Raw genomic sequence first — 17,509 nt, 5'->3', positions numbered from 1 at the left:
GGCGGGGCGGCAAAGTCGTTAAACTTTGATCCATGAGATTAGAGCATAGTTTGCGCCCGGCGTGGTAGCCCACCGGTCTATCGCCGTTTCGGGGGGATCGGAATGCCGCCGTCAGCACGCAAATTTCTCAGATCGGTGAGCGGCTCGTTCGCGCCATTGCTCGCCATCTTGCTTATCCCCATGGTTGCCGCATTGGGTTTTTCCATCGACTATACCTCCGCGGTTTCAACCAGGGCATCGATGCAGAACGCCCTCGATGCAGCGTCGCTGTCGATCACGACGCTTGCGACGACCACGACGTTGGCGGACCGCCAGGTAAGCCTGCAGGACTCATACCTGGCCAATGGCGGGCAAGGCACGGCCAAGCTCGACAGCTTCGTCGTCGCCACCGACGGCGCCGCCAGCATCAAGGCTTCGGCCGGCTTTGCCATGCCGACGAATTTCATGCAGATCGCCAGGATCAACACGGTGCAGGTCGGCGTTGCGTCGGCAGTGACAAAGCGGCCGGCATTGGTGGAGGCCACGTTCAAGGTCGACAAGATCTCTGGCTGGTGGGACAAGACGGTGACGCTCTACGGCACGAAACCCGGTGACGCGGCGGCCAACAAGCTGATGAGGATCTCCTACGCGTACAACAGGTTTGGCGATCCCAAAGGTTACGGGACGTCCTCTGTTTACACGATCAACGGAACGACGGAGACGCTGGTCCAGAAACAAGTATGCACGACCGTCACAGTGACCAGCTTCTATGGCTTGCCCACCGGCACAATCACTCAGATCAGCGGTACCAGGAAATACGCAACCACCTGTGTCAACACGATGTATCCCGCGACCGGCGCCGGTGCGGTGATCGACGTGAAGGACATGGATAACCTGTCTCTGGAGATGAAGATTCCGAATCCCAATCCTGGTCTTGGCGGCGGCTATCTGGCCTCGGGCACGAAAGAAACCCTGCGATCGGACGATCCGGCCACGTCCGACCGATTGTTCATCGACAAGGTCAAGACGCTGGCCAATACGACTGTCGACATCTTTGAGGCCGTGCCGTGCGGCATCACCAGCAGTCAAGCGTGGGAAGATGGCGGATCACTTACCAACAACACCATAGACGATGCCGATTTTTCCTATTTTGTGACCGGCAAGTGCGCGTTCAACAAGCGGCCTTCGGAAACCGTGCTTACACAATAGGGGCGACTTGAGTCGCCTACCTCCCCCTTGTGGGTCCTCAAGGGGGGAGATCGGACATTGCCTCGGCCCTCGCTAATGCTCTAGGAACTCGGACTTCTCCTCAATCACGAAGCGGTGATGCTGTAACGAAGCGTGCGTCGGCGGCGAAGTGTGGACATGACACGATGTCTGCGCAGGAGAAATGCGATGCCCGGATCGACAGCGAAACGCAGCACAGCCCTGATGGGGCTCGCCGCGGCACTGTTTTCCGCGACTGTGCTGTCGGCAACCAGCGCGGCCGCCGGCGAGACGCTGACCGTCGTAGAGCTGTTCACCAGCCAGGGCTGTTCGTCCTGTCCGCCGGCCAACGCCAATCTGATCAAGGTCAAGGACCGGCCCGGCGTGCTGGCGCTGTCCTTCAACGTCACCTACTGGGACTATCTCGGCTGGAAGGACACATTCGGCAAAGAAGAATTCACGCAGCGCCAGGTCCGCTATGAACCGTCGCTCGGCCGTTCCGGCCCGTTCACGCCGCAAGTGGTGGTCAATGGCAGGGCCGATGCCGTCGGCGCCAGGCCGGGCGAGATCGAGCAGCTGATTTCGAGCGGCGGCCACGGTGACGGACCTTCGCTGTCGCTCGCCGGCGGAAAGGTCAGCATCGGCGCCGGTCCGGTGCCCGGCGGCAAGGCCGACGTCTGGCTGGTGCGTTACGGCAAGGGCATCGTCGACGTGCCGGTGGCGCGCGGCGAAAACACCGGCCGCACGCTGCCGCACGCCAACGTCGTGCATTCGCTGACCAGGCTGGGCAGTTGGACCGGCGACGCCACCGCACTGCCGCTGCCGGCGGCGACGGGCGGCCTCAGCACAGCGGTGCTGGTGCAGGTGCCGGGCGGCGGGCCGATCCTTGCTGCCGCTACGAACTAAAAACCCTGCCGAAATTTTCACAACGCGCAGCGGCGCCGCCGCATGCCGTCAACCCCTGCCAAACCCTAGGAGATCATCATGACCAATCGTTTGACCAATCGCCCGACCCTGCCGGCACTCGCCTTCGCACTTTGCTCGACGGCGCTGTTTGCGGGAGGCGCTGCACGGGCCGAAGATGCGATGAAGCCGGCGATGGCGACAAACGCCATGAAGCCGGCAACGGATGCCATGAAGCCGGCCGGCGCCATGGCCGCTGACGCGATGGCCACGACCGCGATGAGGGCGGGCGATCCGATGAAGGCCGACTGCATGAACAAGGCCGCCGCCGAGACGGACGCCATGAAGAAAGCCGAAGCGACCAAGGCCTGCGATGCCATGGCTCCGGCCAAATAGGCGATGCGCACAGCAATGTGAGAGCCCGGCGGACCTATCCGTCGTATAATCCAAACCAGCATCATGGGAGATCAGACATGACCGGAGTCGTGAAACGATCGTCGATTTTCGCAAAAGCAGCACTTGCCACGCTCATCGTCACGGCCGCCGCGGCCGTATTCTGGCAGACGCCGGCAGTTTCGGCCGAAGACGCGGTGGTGATCCCGCCGCCGGCAATGGACGAGAAGGCCACCGCCGGCACCGAAAAGGCGGTCTTCGCCGGCGGCTGCTTCTGGGGTGTGCAAGGCGTGTACCAGCACGTCAAGGGCGTTACCAGCGCCGTTTCCGGCTATGCCGGCGGCGACAAGGACACGGCCGTCTATGAAATGGTCGGCACCAGCCGGACGGGCCATGCCGAATCCGTCGAGATCACCTACGAGCCGTCCAAGGTGACCTACGGCCAGCTGCTGCAGGTGTATTTCTCGGTGGCGCACAACCCGACGCAATTGAACTACCAGGGTCCGGACAGCGGCACCCAGTACCGTTCGACGATCTTTGCCGAAAACGACACGCAGAAAAAGATCGCCGAAAGCTACATCGCCCAGCTCGACAAGGCCAAGGTGTTTCCCAAGCCGATCGTGACGACGCTGGAGACCGGCAAGACCTTCTATCCGGCCGAGGACTATCACCAGGACTTTCTGACGCTCAACCCGACCTACCCCTATATCGTCTACAACGATTTGCCCAAGGTCGAGAACCTGAAGCGGCTGTTCCCCAACCTCTACCGCGAAAAGCCGGTGCTGGTGCTGGCCGCCAACAAGAGCTGAGCTTTTGGGGCCTGCTGATCTCCCCCCTTGAGGGGGAGATGGCCGGCAGGCCAGAGGGGGTCGGTTCGGTTGGCGCGACGCGGTCCGGCATATCGAGGAAGACGAAGTTGGCACTCCACGCGCGGCGACCCCCTCTGTCGCTTTCAGCGACATCTCCCCCTCAAGGGGGGAGATCAGCAGTTTCCGCGCTTCGCACTAGTTCCCCTTTTTCCAAGGCAGGCTCCAGCGCACCTTCTCCAGCGTCGCCTTTGCCTCGGTCGAGTCCGGATCGGGCTCTGTCTCGCGATAATGCGCCGAGCCCTCAGGCGGGTAGGCAAGTGTGTTGTTGAGGGCGAATTTGTCGATCTGGCTGAAGTCGGGGAAAGGCAGGTTTTCCGTCTCGCGCCAATCGCTGACCCTTTTCTCCGCGGCGATGCGTTTTTCGTCGTCGACCGGAAGGTCGGTGGCTCTGTATTCCAGTGACGAAGGGAAGGCGAACTGCGCGCCGGCATCATCCATGATGTTGATCATGGACAGCAGGATGTCCTCGCGGATGGCTTGGAACTCGGCCACGTCGGCGGTTTTGACGTAGGTGAACACGTCGATGTCGAGCGAATAGGCGCCGAAGCCGGCAAAGCGCACGCGGCACGGCTCATCGATGACGCGCGGATGGGCAATCAGCAGCTTGCGCAGCTCGGCCAGGACGTAACGTAGCTGATCGGGCGTCGTTTCGTAGCGCAGCTGCAGCGTCGTCGCGAACCGGGTGCGATCGCGATGCGCGTAGTTCTCGATCTGCATGCCGGCGAAATCCGAGTTCGGCACCGAGATGATCGTGCGGTCGAGCGACCGGATGCGGGTGGAGCGCATGCCGATATGCTCGATCGTCCCGGACTGGTCGCCAAACTTGCAGAAGTCGCCGACGCTGACCGGCCGATCGGCATAGAGCGTCAGGCCGGAGAGGAAGTTCTGCAGCGTCGGCTGCGCGGCCAGCGCCACCGCCAAACCGCCGATGCCGAGACCGGCAATGACGCCTTCGTAGGGGATGGCGAGCACTTCGGCCAGCAGCAGGAAGGCGACGACCAGCACGGCGACGCGCGCCACGCCGGTGGACAGCGAAATCAGCGTGTCGTGATAGCCGGGCACCTGCCACAATCCACGGTAATGGTCGGCGACCTTGCCGATCAGGTGCCAGACCACCGGCACGGCGCCAATCACGACCAGGCTCCAGGCGATTGCCTTGACCGGGGCGGCGACCACTTGCGGCAGACCGAGCGGGCGCAGCGTCAACAGCAGGAAGAAGCCAAGCACGATCGAGCGCACCGCCCATTCGACGATGCGGAAGAAGGCAGGGCTGTCCGTCCTTCGCACAAACAAGGAAATCAGCGCATTGGCGATGAAACCGAAGACGATGCCGGCCAGTGCGGCAAGGCCGAGCATCGACCATTGCCAGCGCTCCATCGGGCCGGCGCGGGTGAGCAGGCCGGGGCTGATCTCGCGGGCGAGGCCACGGGCGATGAAGAACGGGTCGGTGCTGGCGAAGGCGGCGAATTCCGGCGCCACCGGCACGTCTTCGACATCGGCGTAGAGCGCGCGGATGTGGGCGAGCGTCTCGGGCGTGAACTGCCAGATCTTGCCCTTCTCAGTCTCGACCGGGCCGATGACGATGTTGCCGGCGGGATGCTCGAAATAGACGAAGGGGGTGTTGCTCTTCGGATCGTCGGGGATCTCCTGCCAATAGACGTAGCCGATGCGGTCGATGACCTTTTTGAGATAGCGCTCAAGCAGGAACGCCTCGTCGCCACGCACCGCCTGACTGTAGTTGCGCAGGTCGAGCGCCGCCTGGGCCGGGTCGCCGGCTTCGGTGAGGCCGCTCAACAGTACCTTGAACGTGTCGCGCGGCGAGGCGAGCCTGCTCGGATCGTCGACCATGTCGACGGCTTCGCCACGCGCTTCCTGGAATTCGGCGAGCTTGGCCTGGAGCTGGCCAAGTGGCGGCCCGACGATGAACCAGTCGCCATTCTTGCGGCGAAAAGTGACGTCGAAGGAGATCCTGGTGCCGTATTGCGGCAGCGTCGACGTCACCTCGTCGCCGGAAATCGCATCATGCGGCAGGCTCCACAGACGGAACGTCGCGTTGTCGATGACGGTGAACAGAAGCTTGGTGTAATCGGGCATGTTGAGGCCGCCGCGGTCGGCCTCGGTGACGTCGACGAGACCCGCTGCCAGACCGGCAAGACCCATGCCGCCGCCGGTGGCGCGCGGCACATTGTCGGCGCCGCTCTCGTTCATCGTCTGCAGGAACGAGCGCATGGTGCTCATCGGGCTCGACTGGTCGACACGGACGTCCTCGACGGCGCTGACGCGCACACCTGTCCACCATTCGGCGGTGGCGGCATCGAAGCGGCCCATGAAGCTGCCGCCGTCAGGCGATTGGACGAAGGTGAAGGCGCCCTGGCGGTCGCCTTCGAACCAGTGGCCGACAAGCTTGTCGCCTTCGGCCTTGGCCTCGATACGGCCGTTATAAAGCGGGTACACGCCGTTTACGTCAGTGCCGGTCTGCTCGAACTTGATCTGGGCGCCGCCGCCGCGCCACTTCGTGTCCCACACGCCCGTCCAGTTGGCCGCGTCCTGGGCATGCGCCTGCGGCATGGCCGGCAGCAGGCCGGCAAGCGCGAGTGCGCCGATCAGCGCGACCGTCCGGATCAGCAAAAGCAGCAGCCGATCCAGTCCTGCCGCAAAAAAGGGGTTCATTCTGTTGCCCTTCTTCTTGCCGGCGATTCTGCTGGTCCGGCCACAGAAGGTTATTCCGCTTGAAGATGAATATTCTGTTTCAGGCTGCGACGGCGATGCCGGTCAGTCATAGGTCAGATCCGTCGCCTTGCCGGCGAACACCCGGTAGGCAAAGAACGAATAGAAGATGATGATCGGCAGCACGACGACCGTCCCGACCAGGATGACGGCCAGGCTTTCGGGTGCCGAAGCAGCCTGCCAGATGGTCAGCCGGTCGGGCACCACGAAGGGGTAGAACGACCAGGCGAGGCCGGCAAAGCCGAGCGTGAAGATCGCGGCCAATGTCAGGAACGGGAGCAGCGCGTGGCGGTCGCCGGGTTTCGGCAGATGGAAGGTCTGGCGCCACAGCCACAGGAACAGCACTGCCGACAGGATCGGCAGCGGCGACAAATAGAGCATGGCCGGCCAGACGAACCATTTGTCGAAGATGCGCGCGCTGGCAAAGGGCGTGGCCAGCGATACCGCGACCATGCCGAGCGCGGTCAGCACCAGCGCCGTCCGCAGCCACAGCACCGCCTTCTTCTGCAGATCGCCTTCGGTCTTATAGATGACCCAGGCCGCTCCCATCGCCGCGTAGGCCGCGGCAAGGCAGAGCGCCACCAGCGCGCCGAAAGCGACGCCGCCGGGGCCGACGTCGAGGCCGAGCACATAGACGCCGAGCATATAACCTTGCGCCAGCGACGCGATGACCGAGCCGAGGAAAAAGATGCGGTTCCAGCGGTGCTTCCTGCCGGCCGGCACCTTGGCGCGGAAATCAAATGCGACGCCGCGCAGGATCAAACCCACCAGCAGCACGAAGACCGGAATGTAGAGCGCCGTCAGAATGGTGCCGTGCGCCAATGGGAAGGCGACCAGCAGCAGGCCGACCGCCAGCACCAGCCAGGTCTCGTTGGCGTCCCAGAACGGGCCGATGGCGGCGATCATCGTATCCTGCTCGGTGTCTTCGGCTGCGGCGAACAGGATGCCGATGCCGAGATCGAAGCCGTCGAGGATGACGTAGATCAGGATAGCGAGGCCCATCAGGCCGGCGAAGATCAGAGGCAGCAGGGTCGGCCAGTCGAAGCTCATGATGTTTCTCCCGGTTGCGCAACCGGCTGCGACAGCGGCCTGTTCATGACGCCCGGCAGCGGCGAGGTGTCACCATCCTTCGCCGCCTTCAATGCCAGATGCACCAACACGCCGAGATAGGCGATCAAGAGCAGCACATAGAGGATGAGATAGACCGCGAGCGACAGCGCGACATGGCTGCCGGCGACCGGCCCGACAGCATCGGCGGTACGCAGCACGCCGGTGACCAGCCAGGGCTGGCGGCCGATCTCGGTGGTGTACCAGCCGGCCAGCGTCGCCAGCCAGCCGGACAGCGCCATCGGCACCATGACAAGCGCCAGCGGCTTGGGCAGGCCGTGGCGGCGCTTGAGGAAGAAGGCCGCCGACCAGGAGACGGCGAGCATCAGGAGGCCGGTGCCGACCATGATGCGAAAGCCCCAGAACACCGGAAATACCGGCGGATGGTTGCCGGCATAATCGTTCAGCCCCGGTACGATGCCGCCGGCGCTGTGCCTGAGGATGAGGCTGGCGCCGTCGGGAATGGTGAGCTCGAACCTGTTCTCGCTCGCCGCTTCATCGGGAAACGCAAACAGCACCAGCGGCACGTTGGGACCGGTGTTCCAGTTGGCTTCCATGGCGGCGATCTTCTGCGGCTGGTGTTCCAGCGTGTTGAGGCCGTGCTGGTCGCCGGCAAAGATCTGGATGGGAATCAGGATAGCGGCGGTGAAGACGCCGGTGCGCAAGGCCTTCCACATCGATTCCGAGCGATCGCCGTAGAGATAGCGCAGCGCCGACAGGCCGGCGATCAGGAACGAGACGGTCAGCCCCGAAGCAAGCAGCATATGGACGAGCCGGTAGGGCATGGACGGATTGAAGACAACGGCCCACCAGTCGGTGGCATGCGCAACACCATCGCGCATCTCGAAACCGGCCGGTGTCTGCATCCACGAATTGAGCGCGATGATCCAGAAGGCGGACAAGGTGGTGCCGCCGGCCACCAGCACCGTCGCCAGTGTATGGACACGGTTCGAGACGCGGCGGAAGCCGAACAGCATGATGCCGAGGAACGCCGCCTCGAGGAAGAAGGCGGTCAGGATTTCGTAGGCCAGCAGCGGGCCGGCAATGTTGCCGACCGTCTCCATATAGCCCGGCCAGTTGGTGCCGAACTGAAAACTCATGGTGACGCCGGAAACTACGCCCATGGCGAAGGACAGCGCGAATACCTTAACCCAGGTGAAATAAGCGCGCATCCAGGCGGAATCGTTTGTCGCGTTGTAGCGGAGCTTGAAGAACAGCAGCACCCAGCCGAGCGCGATGGTGATCGCCGGGAACAGGATGTGGAACGAGATGTTCGCGCCGAACTGTATGCGCGACAGGATGAGCGGGTCCATGGCGGCTCCGGCTGCTGCTTGTTTGTTGAAGGATAGGCTTGATGCACCGGACGGTCAAAGCGGCGTCCCGCCGCGAGGCGGAACGCCGCAGTGCGGTTAATCTGCTGTTGCGTGGAATTTGGCTGGACGACCGGGCAGGTGTTGCCTATTCCGGCGAACCTCGATGTCCAGAACTGTCAGAAGCGCCATTGACATCCGGATTTGCGAACCGACATTCAGCGGATTAAACCAACAACTCTGTTTCAAGCAGTCGTTTTCAGCCATGCAGCCGATCATCTCGATTTCCGGGGTCTCCAAGACCTACGCCACCGGCTTCAAGGCGCTGAAGGAGATCAATCTCGACATCGTGCGCGGCGAGATCTTTGCGCTGCTCGGGCCGAATGGCGCCGGCAAGACAACGCTGATCTCGATCGTCTGCGGCATCGTCAACCGCTCGTCGGGTTCCGTCACCGTCGACGGCCATGACATCAACCGCGACTACCGCGCCGCGCGCAGTCTGATCGGGCTGGTGCCGCAGGAACTGACCATCGACGCCTTCGAGAGCGTCTGGGCGACGGTTAACTACAGCCGCGGCCTGTTCGGCAAGCCGGCGGACAAGGCGTTCGTCGAAAAAGTGCTGCGCGACCTGTCGCTCTGGGACAAGAAGGACGCCAAGGCGATCACGCTGTCCGGCGGCATGAAGCGCCGGCTGATGATTGCCAAGGCGCTGTCGCACGAGCCGCGCATCCTGTTCCTCGACGAACCGACGGCAGGCGTCGATGTCGAGCTGCGCCAGGACATGTGGGCGATGGTGCGCCGGCTGCGCGAAGACGGCGTCACCATCATCCTGACCACGCATTACATCGAAGAAGCCGAGGCGATGGCCGACCGCGTCGGCGTCATCAACCGCGGCGAGATCGTGCTGGTGGAGGACAAGGCCGAGCTGATGCGCAAGCTTGGCCGCAAACGGCTTGTGCTGGAACTGCGCAGTCCCCTGGCCACCGTTCCCGATGCTTTTTCGCACTACGCGCTGGAGCTTTCGCCGGATGGCGGACAGCTGACCTATACTTATGACAACCAGAGCGAACGGCCGGGCGTCGCCTCGCTGATCCGCGAGCTCGAGGCGGCCGGCATCCAGTTCCGCGACATCGATACCGAAAACAGCTCGCTCGAGGAGATCTTCGTCAATCTGGTGAGGAAACCGGCATGAACCTGCGCGCGGCCATGAATCTTCATGCGGTATGGGCGATCTATCGGGTGGAGATGGCGCGCGCCCTTCGCACTGTGCTGCAGAGCATCGTTTCGCCGGTGATTTCGACGTCGCTCTATTTCGTCGTCTTCGGTTCGGCCATCGGCTCGCGCATCACCGAGATCGACGGCATCAGCTACGGCGCCTTCATCGTACCGGGGCTGATCATGCTGTCGCTGCTGACGCAATCGATCTCCAACGCCTCTTTCGCCATCTATTTTCCGAAATTCGTCGGCTCGATCTACGAATTGCTGTCCGCGCCGGTGTCCTATCTGGAGATCGTCATCGCCTATGTCGGGGGCGCGGCGACAAAGTCGATCGTGCTTGGCCTGATCATCCTGGCGACGGCCTCGCTGTTCGTGCCGCTGACGATCGAGCATCCGTTCTGGATGCTCGCCTTCCTGGTGCTGACGGCGGTGACCTTCAGCCTGTTCGGCTTTATCATCGGCATCTGGGCGAAGAGCTTCGAGCAGCTGCAGCTGGTGCCGCTGCTGATCATCACGCCGCTGACCTTCCTCGGCGGCAGCTTCTATTCGATCAACATGCTGCCCGGCATCTGGCGCACGGTGACGCTGTTCAACCCGGTGGTCTACCTGGTCAGTGGGTTCCGCTGGAGCTTCTACGGCAAGTCCGACGTTTCGGTCGGCGTCAGCCTCGGCATGACGGTGGTCTTCCTGCTCATCTGCATAGCGATCGTCGCCTGGATCTTCAGGACCGGCTACCGGCTGCGCAACTGATCGAACGGGCCTCGTCCAGGCGAAGCAGCCTTATCGATCGACCTTTCCTTGCCGAAGGCGACATAGGCCTGCGCCCGATGCCTGGAACCCGCGCTTGAATGCCTCGATCTTGCTTTTCATGCATTGTTATATATCATGTTATCGATGTTCATGGGATGCATTGACCTATGGAAGACGTCATACGATCGCTTGGCTTCCTGTGCCTGGGCAGCAGGCTGAAGCGTATAGGCGAGCAACTGCAAGCGGAGGCGCAGCGCCTGCTCGACAGGCTGGATGTCCCGGTTCAGGCGAGCCAATACCCGCTGCTGGCCGCGCTCGACAGGCTGGGTCCGCTGTCGGTCGGGGAACTGGCGCAATCCCTTGGCATCGCGCAGCCAGGCGTAACGCGAAGCGTCTCGCTTCTGGCCGAATTGGGACTGCTCGAAGTCAGTCCGTCGACCGATGACCAGCGGCGCAGGATCGTCTCGCTTACTCGGGACGGGCGGCGGCTGGTCGATGTCGCAAAGCGCGACGTCTGGCCTTGCATCGAGAACGTGGTCGCGGATTTGTGCGCAGGTTTTTCGGGGCCGCTTCTTGAGCAGCTGGCTGCCATCGAGGACGGCCTCGCCGCTGCCCCTCTCGACCGTCGTGTAAATAAGCCTGAGGGTGCCGCGCAATGAGACATTTGCTCGACCGCCCGATCTGGAGCGCGCTTCAGACGCGACATCGGGCCTTCGCGGAGGGTGACAACCTCGCCATGCGATATCGGCCGTCGATCGTCCCTTTCGCCGCCACTGGCGCGGACGACCCGGAAAGCCTGCTGGCGCTCGAAAAGCTTGTCTCCCCGGGCGAGAGTGTGATCCTGCTTCAAGCGGACGCGATTGCTCTGCCCACGGGGCTTTCCGCGACTTCGACCGCAGCCGGGGTTCAGATGATCGCCGAGCAGTCATTGCAGATCGTCTCCGACCCGCGCGTGCATCGTCTGACCCGAGACGATGCTGCTGAGATGCTCGCCCTGGCATTGCTCACCAAGCCTGGCCCATTCACGCTCGAAGCCTTGAGCCTGGGCGATTTTTGGGGTGTGAAGATCGAGGGCAGGCTTGCGGCAATGGCCGGCGAGCGCATGAAGCAACCTGGCTATACTGAACTCAGCGGGGTGTGCTCACATCCGGAATTTCGCGGCGGTGGTCTAGGAAAGCTGCTGTCCCTATTCGTGGCAAACCGGATAGTGGCGCGCGGCGAAGTTCCCTATCTCCACGCCTATGCCAGCAACGCCGCGGCCATAGCGTTATACGAGTCCATCGGCTTCAGGTTGCGAAGCACAATGAATGTGGCCGTGGTTCAGCGCAGCGAATGATTAGTCGGCGCATGATGCGCAGCATGGATGCATCCCGTATCGGAAGGAAGGATTTCGTACCGCCGAAATCCTTCCTTGAGACTGCAAGACCTGCTGCGTGTCAGACCGCGATCTTGCCGCCGCCTTGCCTGGTGATGGCAACGACCGCCGGGCGCACCGGCATGTCCGGCTTGAAGTCGGGCCAGCGCGTCGACAAATCCTCATAGTAGGACGGACGGCCGAAAGCCTCCCAGTCCTCGCCGCCGTCGCCCGGATGCTGGACCGCAACGAAGGCGGTCTGGTCGTCCGGCGCAAACAGGGGACCGCACATTTCGGCGCCGATCGGCACGCGGAAGAACAGCTTTGATGTCGCCCGTGCCGTCCCCTCCGTATCGACAGCCCACAGACCGTCGGTGCGGCCGGTGGCTTTCGGGCCTTGGCCGTCGGTGGCGACCCAGAGGCGGCCAGCCGAATCTACCGTGCAATTGTCCGGCATGCCGAACCAGCCATTGGCGGTGGTTGCGGTCGAGAAGGTGGCGCCGACGTCGGCCACAGCGGGATCGCCGCATTTCAGCAGGATTTCCCACCTGCCCTTTGTCGCGGTGAAATCACCGCCGTCCTCGACGATCTCGATGATGTGGCCAAAGGCATTTTCGGCACGCGGGTTGGCAGCGTCGACCTGGTCGGCCTTGCGCTTCGAATTGTTGGTCAGCATGACATAGACCTTGCCGTTGACGGCATTGGGCTGGATGTCTTCCGGGCGGTCCATCTTGGTGGCGCCGAGCAGGTCGGCGGCGCGGCGCGTCTCGATCAGCACGTCGGCCTGGCTGGCAAAGCCGTTCTCCGCCGTCAGCGGCCCTTGGCCGAAGACGATCGGCAGCCATTCGACCGAACCGTCGTCGGCAAACTTGGCGACATGCAAGGTGCCGTCGTCGAGCAAATCCATGTTGGCGGCGCGGTTGTCCGGATCGAACTTGCCTGTGGTGACGAACTTATAGACATAGTCGAAGCGCTCGTCGTCGCCGAGATAGAAGACGACATGGCCATCCTGGGCGACGATCGATTCGGCGCCCTCATGCTTGAAGCGGCCCATGGCGGTGCGCTTCCTCGGCACCGAAGTCGGATCCTGGACGTCGACCTCGACGATCCAGCCGAAGCGGTTCGGCTCGTTAGGCTCCTTGCCGATGTCGAAACGGTCGTAATGCGCTGCCCACTCATAGGCATCTTCGGGAATGCCGAGGCGCTTGTAATTGGCCGCCTCCTTATGCCCCTGCGGCAGCTCGCCCGAGAAATAGCCGTGGATGTTCTCCTCGGCCATGACATAGGTGCCCCACGGCGTGACGCCGCCGGCGCAATTGTTGATGGTGCCGATGACCTTCGTGCCGGTCGGATCGGCGCTGGTCTTGACGCGGTCGTGGCCGGCGACCGGGCCGGAGAGCGCGATCTCGGTGTTGGAGGAGGTGATGCGGCGGTTGAGCTTGCCGTCGCGAACGACCTGCCATTTGCCTGATACCTTGCGTATCTCGACGATAGTGCCGCCATGCGCGGCCATCTCGACATCGACTTGCTCCTTGCTGAGGGGCGCCTGCTTGGCTTTGCCATCGACGATGGTGACGAGGCCCGGAAACATCAGGTGCGGATTGGTGTATTCGTGATTGACGACCAGCAGGCCGTGCTCGGCCGAGCCGTCGATCGGGATATAACCGACATAGTCGTTGTTGTAGCCGAATTGTCTGGCCTGGGCTTCCGCCGACTGTTTTGTCGGATCGAATCCCGGCGAATCGGCGAACAGCGGATCGCCCCAGCGCAGCAGCACGTCGGCGTCATAGCCAGGTGCGACGTGATGCTTGTCGTCGATGCCGGCCTCGAGCTCGTCGAAAGCGAAGGCGGAGCCTTCGGCGGCGCGGGCATTGTCGGCGGTGATCAGCGCCAGCGGGCTGACGGTAGCGGCTATGGCCGAGACGGCAAGCGAACCCTTGAGGAAGCCGCGGCGTGAGAACCGCGCGGCGATGATCTCACCCATGGTGCGGTTGTCGGTGGGATTGGCTCCTGGCCCATCGTTTTCCTCGAGCAGGCTGGTGCGGAAATGGGCGTCAGGGGTGCGATGTTCGGTCATAGGGCCTGCCTCTGGCTGGATGGATTGCTGGAGCGTGTTGCCTGGCCAATCCGGTATTACCGGCAGGTCACAGTTTGATGACATGCCGGCTAATTGCCACCTGCGATTTCGTATCCAACATCGGCCCCGCTTGACCGCGACCGGCGCTTCGGAAACAAGAGCTGCGGCAGGCGGTAGGGACCGCATCGGGAGGAACAAAAGTGAGTTTCTGGGGACTTGGGCAGCTCTGCGTTTCGACGGTGATCTTCCTGCTGGCGGCGATGGCCGCAAAACAGTGGGGGCTGGCGCCGAGCCTCGGCAAGATTGTGCTGACGTTGGCGCTCTATTCGCTGGGCAATCTGATCATGCTGAGGCTGATCCGTGAATTCGGCATGTCGGTGTCGTTCAGCCTGTCGGCGGTGATCCAGCTGGTGTCGGTGAATGTGGTGGCGCTGGTCTTCTTCGGCGAGCGCGTCAATGCCTTGCAGGCAACCGGCATCGTGCTTGCCATCGCAGCTGTGGCGCTGATCACGCTCGGGCCCTATCTGCAAAGGCTGTAACTGCGATCGGGCCGATGAAGAAGATTGCAAGCAGACTGCCCAACTGGCTGGAGTTCCCGGTTCTGCTGGCCGGGCTGGTCATTGCCGGCGGGCTGTGGGGGTTCGAGGAGCTGATGGAGCTGGCGCGGGCGACCACGCCGCATGCCTTCGACACCGAAATCCTGCTTGCCTTCCGCAAGGCCGGCCAGCCCGACAATCCGATCGGACCGGCGTGGCTGGAAGGGGCGATGCGCGACATCACCAGCCTCGGCAGCGCCAGCGTACTGCTGCTGATCACGGCAGCAATGATCGTCTATCTGCTTCTTATCCGCAGGCCAGGCGCGGCGCTTCTCATGTTCGTCGCGGTAGCGGGCGGCCAGCTCCTGTCAAGCGTGCTGAAATTCGATATCGACCGGCCGCGCCCCGATCTGGTCTCGCATCTCGCCGATGTGGCATCGCTTTCGTTTCCGAGCGGCCACGCCATGCTGTCGGCGGTGACGTATTTGACGCTGGGCAGCATGGCGGCGCGGGTTTTGCCCGGGCGCACAACGAAGATCTATGTACTCGGGCTGGCGGTGCTGACGACAGTGGTGGTCGGCATCAGCCGCATCTATCTCGGCGTCCACTGGCCGTCCGACGTATTGGCCGGCTGGTGCGCCGGCTTTGCCTGGGCGATGCTGTGCTGGCTTGCGGCACGGTTCCTGCAGCGATGGCTTGGGCGGGCCGACGGCACCTGACTCAAATCAGCCTGTTGATCAGGCCATGACCGCAGCCTGCCAGCAGGAAAACCATCGACAGCAAGGCTGTCGAGGTTGCCAACGCTTTGAATATCTTCACCCGCTCATCCTTTTGAAGTCGTGCCTGTGAAATCGGGATCGCAGTGGATGTCCCGCCAAACGATGCCGAGGTTTGTAGCATCACAGTGCATCGGCTGGCAAAGAGTGCTGCATGTTTGGAGGCAGACCATCAATCCTTGGTGCAGGAAGACGTCGCCGACCGCGCCAGCGCAGGAACTTCATCCTCGACTGTTCGGCGATGCCGTTCTTCGATTCAACGGCGGCCAATGTCATCGAGGGTGCGGCCCACAAGGCGAGCCGCGCCGGCGTTCGCTTCATTATATCAGGCGCTTCGCCGCAGATACGCCGCATGCTGATCAACCACGGCGTCAAGCGGCCGCTGGTGACTTATACCGCCTCGATCACGGATCGCGGGCGCAGCTGAAGAAAGCCGCGCCCGCCGCCTGAGCCGATGGCTGGCTTAGTCGAGGCCCAATGCCGCGATCTCGCCGTCGTTCATCAGCGGCACGAAGATTGTCGACTTGCCGTCGGTGCCGATGTCGGCGCTGCCCGGCTTGAACGTCGCAACCGCTTGCGGCGTGCCGCCGGCTTTGTAGCGGTAGAGCGTGCCGGTCATATACGCGGTGGCGTAGATGCTGCCGCCGATGGCAACGACGCCATCGAGGTTGGCAAATTTTTCCGCGCCGGGCAGTGGCGAAACGGCCTTGGTAGCAAGATCGACCGAGAGCAGGCCGCCCGGCTCCGCGGTGCTGAAGTCGGGCTTGATGCCCTTGCCCCAGGAAGCGACGATCAGCCGGCCGCCATCGGCGAAGATGCCATTCGGCGAAGCAAGCGCCGCATCCCTGACGAACAGTTCGGGCCGGTCGCCGTCGATGCGATAGATCGTATCGGCAAGCATATCCGTGACATAGATCTTGCCGGACGCGTCGGCGGTCACGTCGTTGAGGAAGACCGCGTTCGGCACGTCGATCGTCGATGTTAGCTTGCCGCTTGCGAGATCGACGACGCGCACATGGGTGAGGTCGGCGACGTAGAGTTTGCCGCCGACAATCGCCATGCCCTTGGGCGCGTCCATGCCGTCGGTCCAGTGTTGCGTGACTAGCTTGCCGTCCATCGACAGGATCGACAGATAGCCGTTGCCGTCGGCTTCGCCGGGATTGCCGACGATGTTCGAGACGACAACGCGCTGGCCGGCGGCGTCGAACAGCGCCGATTCAGGCTGCTCGAGGCCGCCGGTGCGCCAGAGTTCAGCGGCCTGAACTGCCGGCGCGGCCGCGATGCCGACCAGGGCGAGAAGTATCGAGGTGAAGAGGCTCTTCATGGCTAGTCTCCTGTAATGGACTGGCGGAGAGCTAGGCCTTTCGATACTTTTCGGGAAGAGCTATCAGGACTAGTACCGAAGGCTGATACCAAATCGTGCAAAAGAGGTGCATCCCATGAACGGCCTGATCTTCGAAGCGCTGAAGCGGACGCTTAAGGCAAAGGGCATCACCTATCGCGTCCTTGCCGAGCGGATGGGTGTTTCCGAGCCGACGGTGAAGCGCATCTTCCACGAGCGCAACTGCAAGCTCGACCGGCTGATGGAGATCTGCACTGCCGCCGGCGTAGAGTTGGAGAACGTGCTCGGCTCTATGAACAGAGGACCAGGACCCGCCAACCAAATCGCGCCGGAGATCGAGCGCAAGCTCGCCGGGCGGCCGGCACTGCTGTTCGTCTTTGTCATGCTTTCCGAGAAATTCACGCCCGAAGGCATCATGCGCTCACAAGGGCTGAGCGAGGCTTCGATGTTCCTCTATCTGCGCGAGCTCGAGGAACTCGGCCTGGTCGCGCTCGGTCGCGGCCTGTCGGCAAGGCTGCTGATCGAGGCGCCGATCCAGTGGAATTTCGAGGGGCCATTGCGGCCGCTGTTCGAGACGACCAACAAGAATTTCATCGGCTGGGCCATCACCCATCTTGAGCGCGAGTCGACGTTCGTCAGCTTCTCCAGGCGGATGCGGCCGGAAACGGCGGAAATGGTCAGGCGCGAGGCGGAGGAATTGGCGGAGCGCGCCAAATTGCTTGCTCATCACGACCAGCACACGACGCCTGAAGACCGACTGGTCGGCTACAAATGGACGTTTGCGTTCGGCGCAACGCCGTTCCCGGTGATCATGCCGATCGGGCCGCATCCGCGCGACGCAGGCGCACGGACCGACGATCGAGTTGCGGCTGCCGCAAACGGACGACGTCTGCCGGCCTAGGTCAAAATGCAGAACGACCGAGTCCGGGCTGTTGGCGGCAGCCAGTCTGACTGAGCTTCTT

Annotated in this window: 17 protein-coding genes and 1 pseudogene; 12 read left to right on the top strand and 6 right to left on the bottom strand. The window is 62.9% G+C overall.

The window, feature by feature from the left end; all coding sequences use genetic code 11:
- Positions 1 to 77: 77 nt before the first annotated feature.
- Positions 78 to 206 (bottom strand): hypothetical protein, encoded by a 129-nt coding sequence (locus tag NKI08_RS19045; RefSeq protein WP_352771496.1) that lies wholly within the window; start codon positions 204 to 206, stop codon positions 78 to 80.
- Here NKI08_RS19045 and NKI08_RS19040 point away from each other — a divergent pair.
- From NKI08_RS19040 to msrA, 4 genes are all read left to right on the top strand, one after another.
- Complete coding sequence (locus NKI08_RS19040) at positions 157 to 1,188, top strand: pilus assembly protein TadG-related protein (RefSeq protein ID WP_352771425.1); 1,032 nt, start codon at positions 157 to 159, stop codon at positions 1,186 to 1,188. The genes NKI08_RS19045 and NKI08_RS19040 overlap by 50 nt on opposite strands.
- A 186-nt stretch (positions 1,189 to 1,374) precedes the next feature.
- Positions 1,375 to 2,091: a DUF1223 domain-containing protein gene (locus NKI08_RS19035; RefSeq protein ID WP_502898622.1), complete on the top strand. Its 717-nt coding sequence runs from the start codon at positions 1,375 to 1,377 to the stop codon at positions 2,089 to 2,091.
- 78 nt (positions 2,092 to 2,169) lie between these two features.
- Positions 2,170 to 2,484 carry a hypothetical protein gene (locus NKI08_RS19030; protein WP_352771423.1) on the top strand — a complete coding sequence of 105 codons (315 nt, stop codon included), beginning with the start codon at positions 2,170 to 2,172 and terminating at the stop codon, positions 2,482 to 2,484.
- Between the two features lie 77 nt (positions 2,485 to 2,561).
- Positions 2,562 to 3,290: a peptide-methionine (S)-S-oxide reductase MsrA gene (msrA, locus tag NKI08_RS19025; RefSeq protein WP_352771421.1), complete on the top strand. Its 729-nt coding sequence runs from the start codon at positions 2,562 to 2,564 to the stop codon at positions 3,288 to 3,290.
- A 195-nt stretch (positions 3,291 to 3,485) separates the two neighbouring features.
- On the opposite strand, the gene NKI08_RS19020 is transcribed toward msrA, so the two are convergent.
- The 3 genes from NKI08_RS19020 to NKI08_RS19010 all read right to left on the bottom strand — a co-directional run bounded on the left by NKI08_RS19020 (position 3,486) and on the right by NKI08_RS19010 (position 8,497).
- Positions 3,486 to 6,020: a mechanosensitive ion channel family protein gene (locus tag NKI08_RS19020; protein WP_352771419.1), complete on the bottom strand. Its 2,535-nt coding sequence runs from the start codon at positions 6,018 to 6,020 to the stop codon at positions 3,486 to 3,488.
- Between the two features lie 102 nt (positions 6,021 to 6,122).
- Complete coding sequence (locus NKI08_RS19015; protein WP_352771417.1) at positions 6,123 to 7,127, bottom strand: cytochrome d ubiquinol oxidase subunit II; 1,005 nt, start codon at positions 7,125 to 7,127, stop codon at positions 6,123 to 6,125.
- Positions 7,124 to 8,497, bottom strand: coding sequence for a cytochrome ubiquinol oxidase subunit I (locus NKI08_RS19010; RefSeq protein ID WP_352771415.1), 1,374 nt, complete (start codon positions 8,495 to 8,497; stop codon positions 7,124 to 7,126). Before NKI08_RS19010 ends, NKI08_RS19015 begins: the two co-directional genes overlap by 4 nt.
- 262 nt (positions 8,498 to 8,759) lie before the next feature.
- Between NKI08_RS19010 and NKI08_RS19005 the strand changes: the two genes are divergently transcribed.
- The 4 genes from NKI08_RS19005 (at position 8,760) to NKI08_RS18990 (ending at position 11,798) form a co-directional block, all read left to right on the top strand.
- On the top strand, positions 8,760 to 9,686 hold the full coding sequence (locus tag NKI08_RS19005) for an ABC transporter ATP-binding protein (protein ID WP_352539812.1): 927 nt from the start codon (positions 8,760 to 8,762) through the stop codon (positions 9,684 to 9,686).
- Between the two features lie 14 nt (positions 9,687 to 9,700).
- Complete coding sequence (locus tag NKI08_RS19000) at positions 9,701 to 10,462, top strand: ABC transporter permease (protein ID WP_352451914.1); 762 nt, start codon at positions 9,701 to 9,703, stop codon at positions 10,460 to 10,462.
- Positions 10,463 to 10,629: 167 nt separating this feature from the next.
- On the top strand, positions 10,630 to 11,121 hold the full coding sequence (locus tag NKI08_RS18995) for a MarR family winged helix-turn-helix transcriptional regulator (protein ID WP_352539811.1): 492 nt from the start codon (positions 10,630 to 10,632) through the stop codon (positions 11,119 to 11,121).
- The gene (locus tag NKI08_RS18990) at positions 11,118 to 11,798 is read left to right on the top strand and encodes a GNAT family N-acetyltransferase (RefSeq protein ID WP_352771412.1); all 681 of its coding nucleotides are present in this window, start codon (positions 11,118 to 11,120) and stop codon (positions 11,796 to 11,798) included. Before NKI08_RS18995 ends, NKI08_RS18990 begins: the two co-directional genes overlap by 4 nt.
- Positions 11,799 to 11,898: 100 nt before the next feature.
- Here the strand turns inward: NKI08_RS18990 and NKI08_RS18985 are convergent, their stop codons facing one another.
- Positions 11,899 to 13,893, bottom strand: a complete 1,995-nt coding sequence (locus NKI08_RS18985) for a PhoX family protein (protein ID WP_352771410.1) — start codon at positions 13,891 to 13,893, stop codon at positions 11,899 to 11,901.
- A 200-nt stretch (positions 13,894 to 14,093) separates the two neighbouring features.
- Between NKI08_RS18985 and NKI08_RS18980 the strand changes: the two genes are divergently transcribed.
- From NKI08_RS18980 to NKI08_RS18970, 3 genes and pseudogenes are all read left to right on the top strand, one after another.
- Complete coding sequence (locus NKI08_RS18980) at positions 14,094 to 14,432, top strand: hypothetical protein (protein WP_023679017.1); 339 nt, start codon at positions 14,094 to 14,096, stop codon at positions 14,430 to 14,432.
- Positions 14,433 to 14,446: 14 nt separating this feature from the next.
- Positions 14,447 to 15,148 (top strand): phosphatase PAP2 family protein, encoded by a 702-nt coding sequence (locus tag NKI08_RS18975; protein ID WP_352451848.1) that lies wholly within the window; start codon positions 14,447 to 14,449, stop codon positions 15,146 to 15,148.
- Positions 15,149 to 15,407: 259 nt separating this feature from the next.
- A pseudogene (locus NKI08_RS18970) lies at positions 15,408 to 15,655 on the top strand (sodium-independent anion transporter); the annotation flags it as partial.
- A gap of 13 nt (positions 15,656 to 15,668) precedes the next feature.
- On the opposite strand, the gene NKI08_RS18965 reads toward NKI08_RS18970, so the two are convergent.
- Complete coding sequence (locus tag NKI08_RS18965) at positions 15,669 to 16,529, bottom strand: SMP-30/gluconolactonase/LRE family protein (RefSeq protein ID WP_352451849.1); 861 nt, start codon at positions 16,527 to 16,529, stop codon at positions 15,669 to 15,671.
- Between the two features lie 115 nt (positions 16,530 to 16,644).
- On the opposite strand from NKI08_RS18965, the gene NKI08_RS18960 reads away from it, so the two are divergent.
- Positions 16,645 to 17,448, top strand: coding sequence for a helix-turn-helix domain-containing protein (locus tag NKI08_RS18960; RefSeq protein ID WP_352451850.1), 804 nt, complete (start codon positions 16,645 to 16,647; stop codon positions 17,446 to 17,448).
- Positions 17,449 to 17,509: the final 61 nt, after the last annotated feature.

Source organism: Mesorhizobium sp. M0768 (assembly GCF_040320195.1).
GTDB lineage: Bacteria > Pseudomonadota > Alphaproteobacteria > Rhizobiales > Rhizobiaceae > Mesorhizobium.
This window is presented reverse-complemented; position numbering and strand designations above follow the sequence as displayed.

Bases quoted from the DNA above. Each gene is read 5' to 3' on its own strand.
- NKI08_RS18995 (WP_352539811.1), top strand. From the start codon at position 10,630: ATGGAAGACGTCATACGATCGCTTGGCTTCCTGTGCCTGGGCAGCAGG.
- NKI08_RS18965 (WP_352451849.1), bottom strand. From the start codon at position 16,529: ATGAAGAGCCTCTTCACCTCGATACTTCTCGCCCTGGTCGGCATCGCG.
- NKI08_RS19000 (WP_352451914.1), top strand. From the start codon at position 9,701: ATGAATCTTCATGCGGTATGGGCGATCTATCGGGTGGAGATGGCGCGC.
- NKI08_RS18975 (WP_352451848.1), top strand. From the start codon at position 14,447: ATGAAGAAGATTGCAAGCAGACTGCCCAACTGGCTGGAGTTCCCGGTT.
- NKI08_RS19010 (WP_352771415.1), bottom strand. From the start codon at position 8,497: ATGGACCCGCTCATCCTGTCGCGCATACAGTTCGGCGCGAACATCTCG.
- NKI08_RS19005 (WP_352539812.1), top strand. From the start codon at position 8,760: ATGCAGCCGATCATCTCGATTTCCGGGGTCTCCAAGACCTACGCCACC.
- NKI08_RS19035 (WP_502898622.1), top strand. From the start codon at position 1,375: ATGCCCGGATCGACAGCGAAACGCAGCACAGCCCTGATGGGGCTCGCC.
- NKI08_RS19020 (WP_352771419.1), bottom strand. From the start codon at position 6,020: ATGAACCCCTTTTTTGCGGCAGGACTGGATCGGCTGCTGCTTTTGCTG.
- NKI08_RS19015 (WP_352771417.1), bottom strand. From the start codon at position 7,127: ATGAGCTTCGACTGGCCGACCCTGCTGCCTCTGATCTTCGCCGGCCTG.
- NKI08_RS18960 (WP_352451850.1), top strand. From the start codon at position 16,645: ATGAACGGCCTGATCTTCGAAGCGCTGAAGCGGACGCTTAAGGCAAAG.
- NKI08_RS19030 (WP_352771423.1), top strand. From the start codon at position 2,170: ATGACCAATCGTTTGACCAATCGCCCGACCCTGCCGGCACTCGCCTTC.
- NKI08_RS18985 (WP_352771410.1), bottom strand. From the start codon at position 13,893: ATGACCGAACATCGCACCCCTGACGCCCATTTCCGCACCAGCCTGCTC.
- msrA (WP_352771421.1), top strand. From the start codon at position 2,562: ATGACCGGAGTCGTGAAACGATCGTCGATTTTCGCAAAAGCAGCACTT.
- NKI08_RS19045 (WP_352771496.1), bottom strand. From the start codon at position 206: ATGGAAAAACCCAATGCGGCAACCATGGGGATAAGCAAGATGGCGAGC.
- NKI08_RS18990 (WP_352771412.1), top strand. From the start codon at position 11,118: ATGAGACATTTGCTCGACCGCCCGATCTGGAGCGCGCTTCAGACGCGA.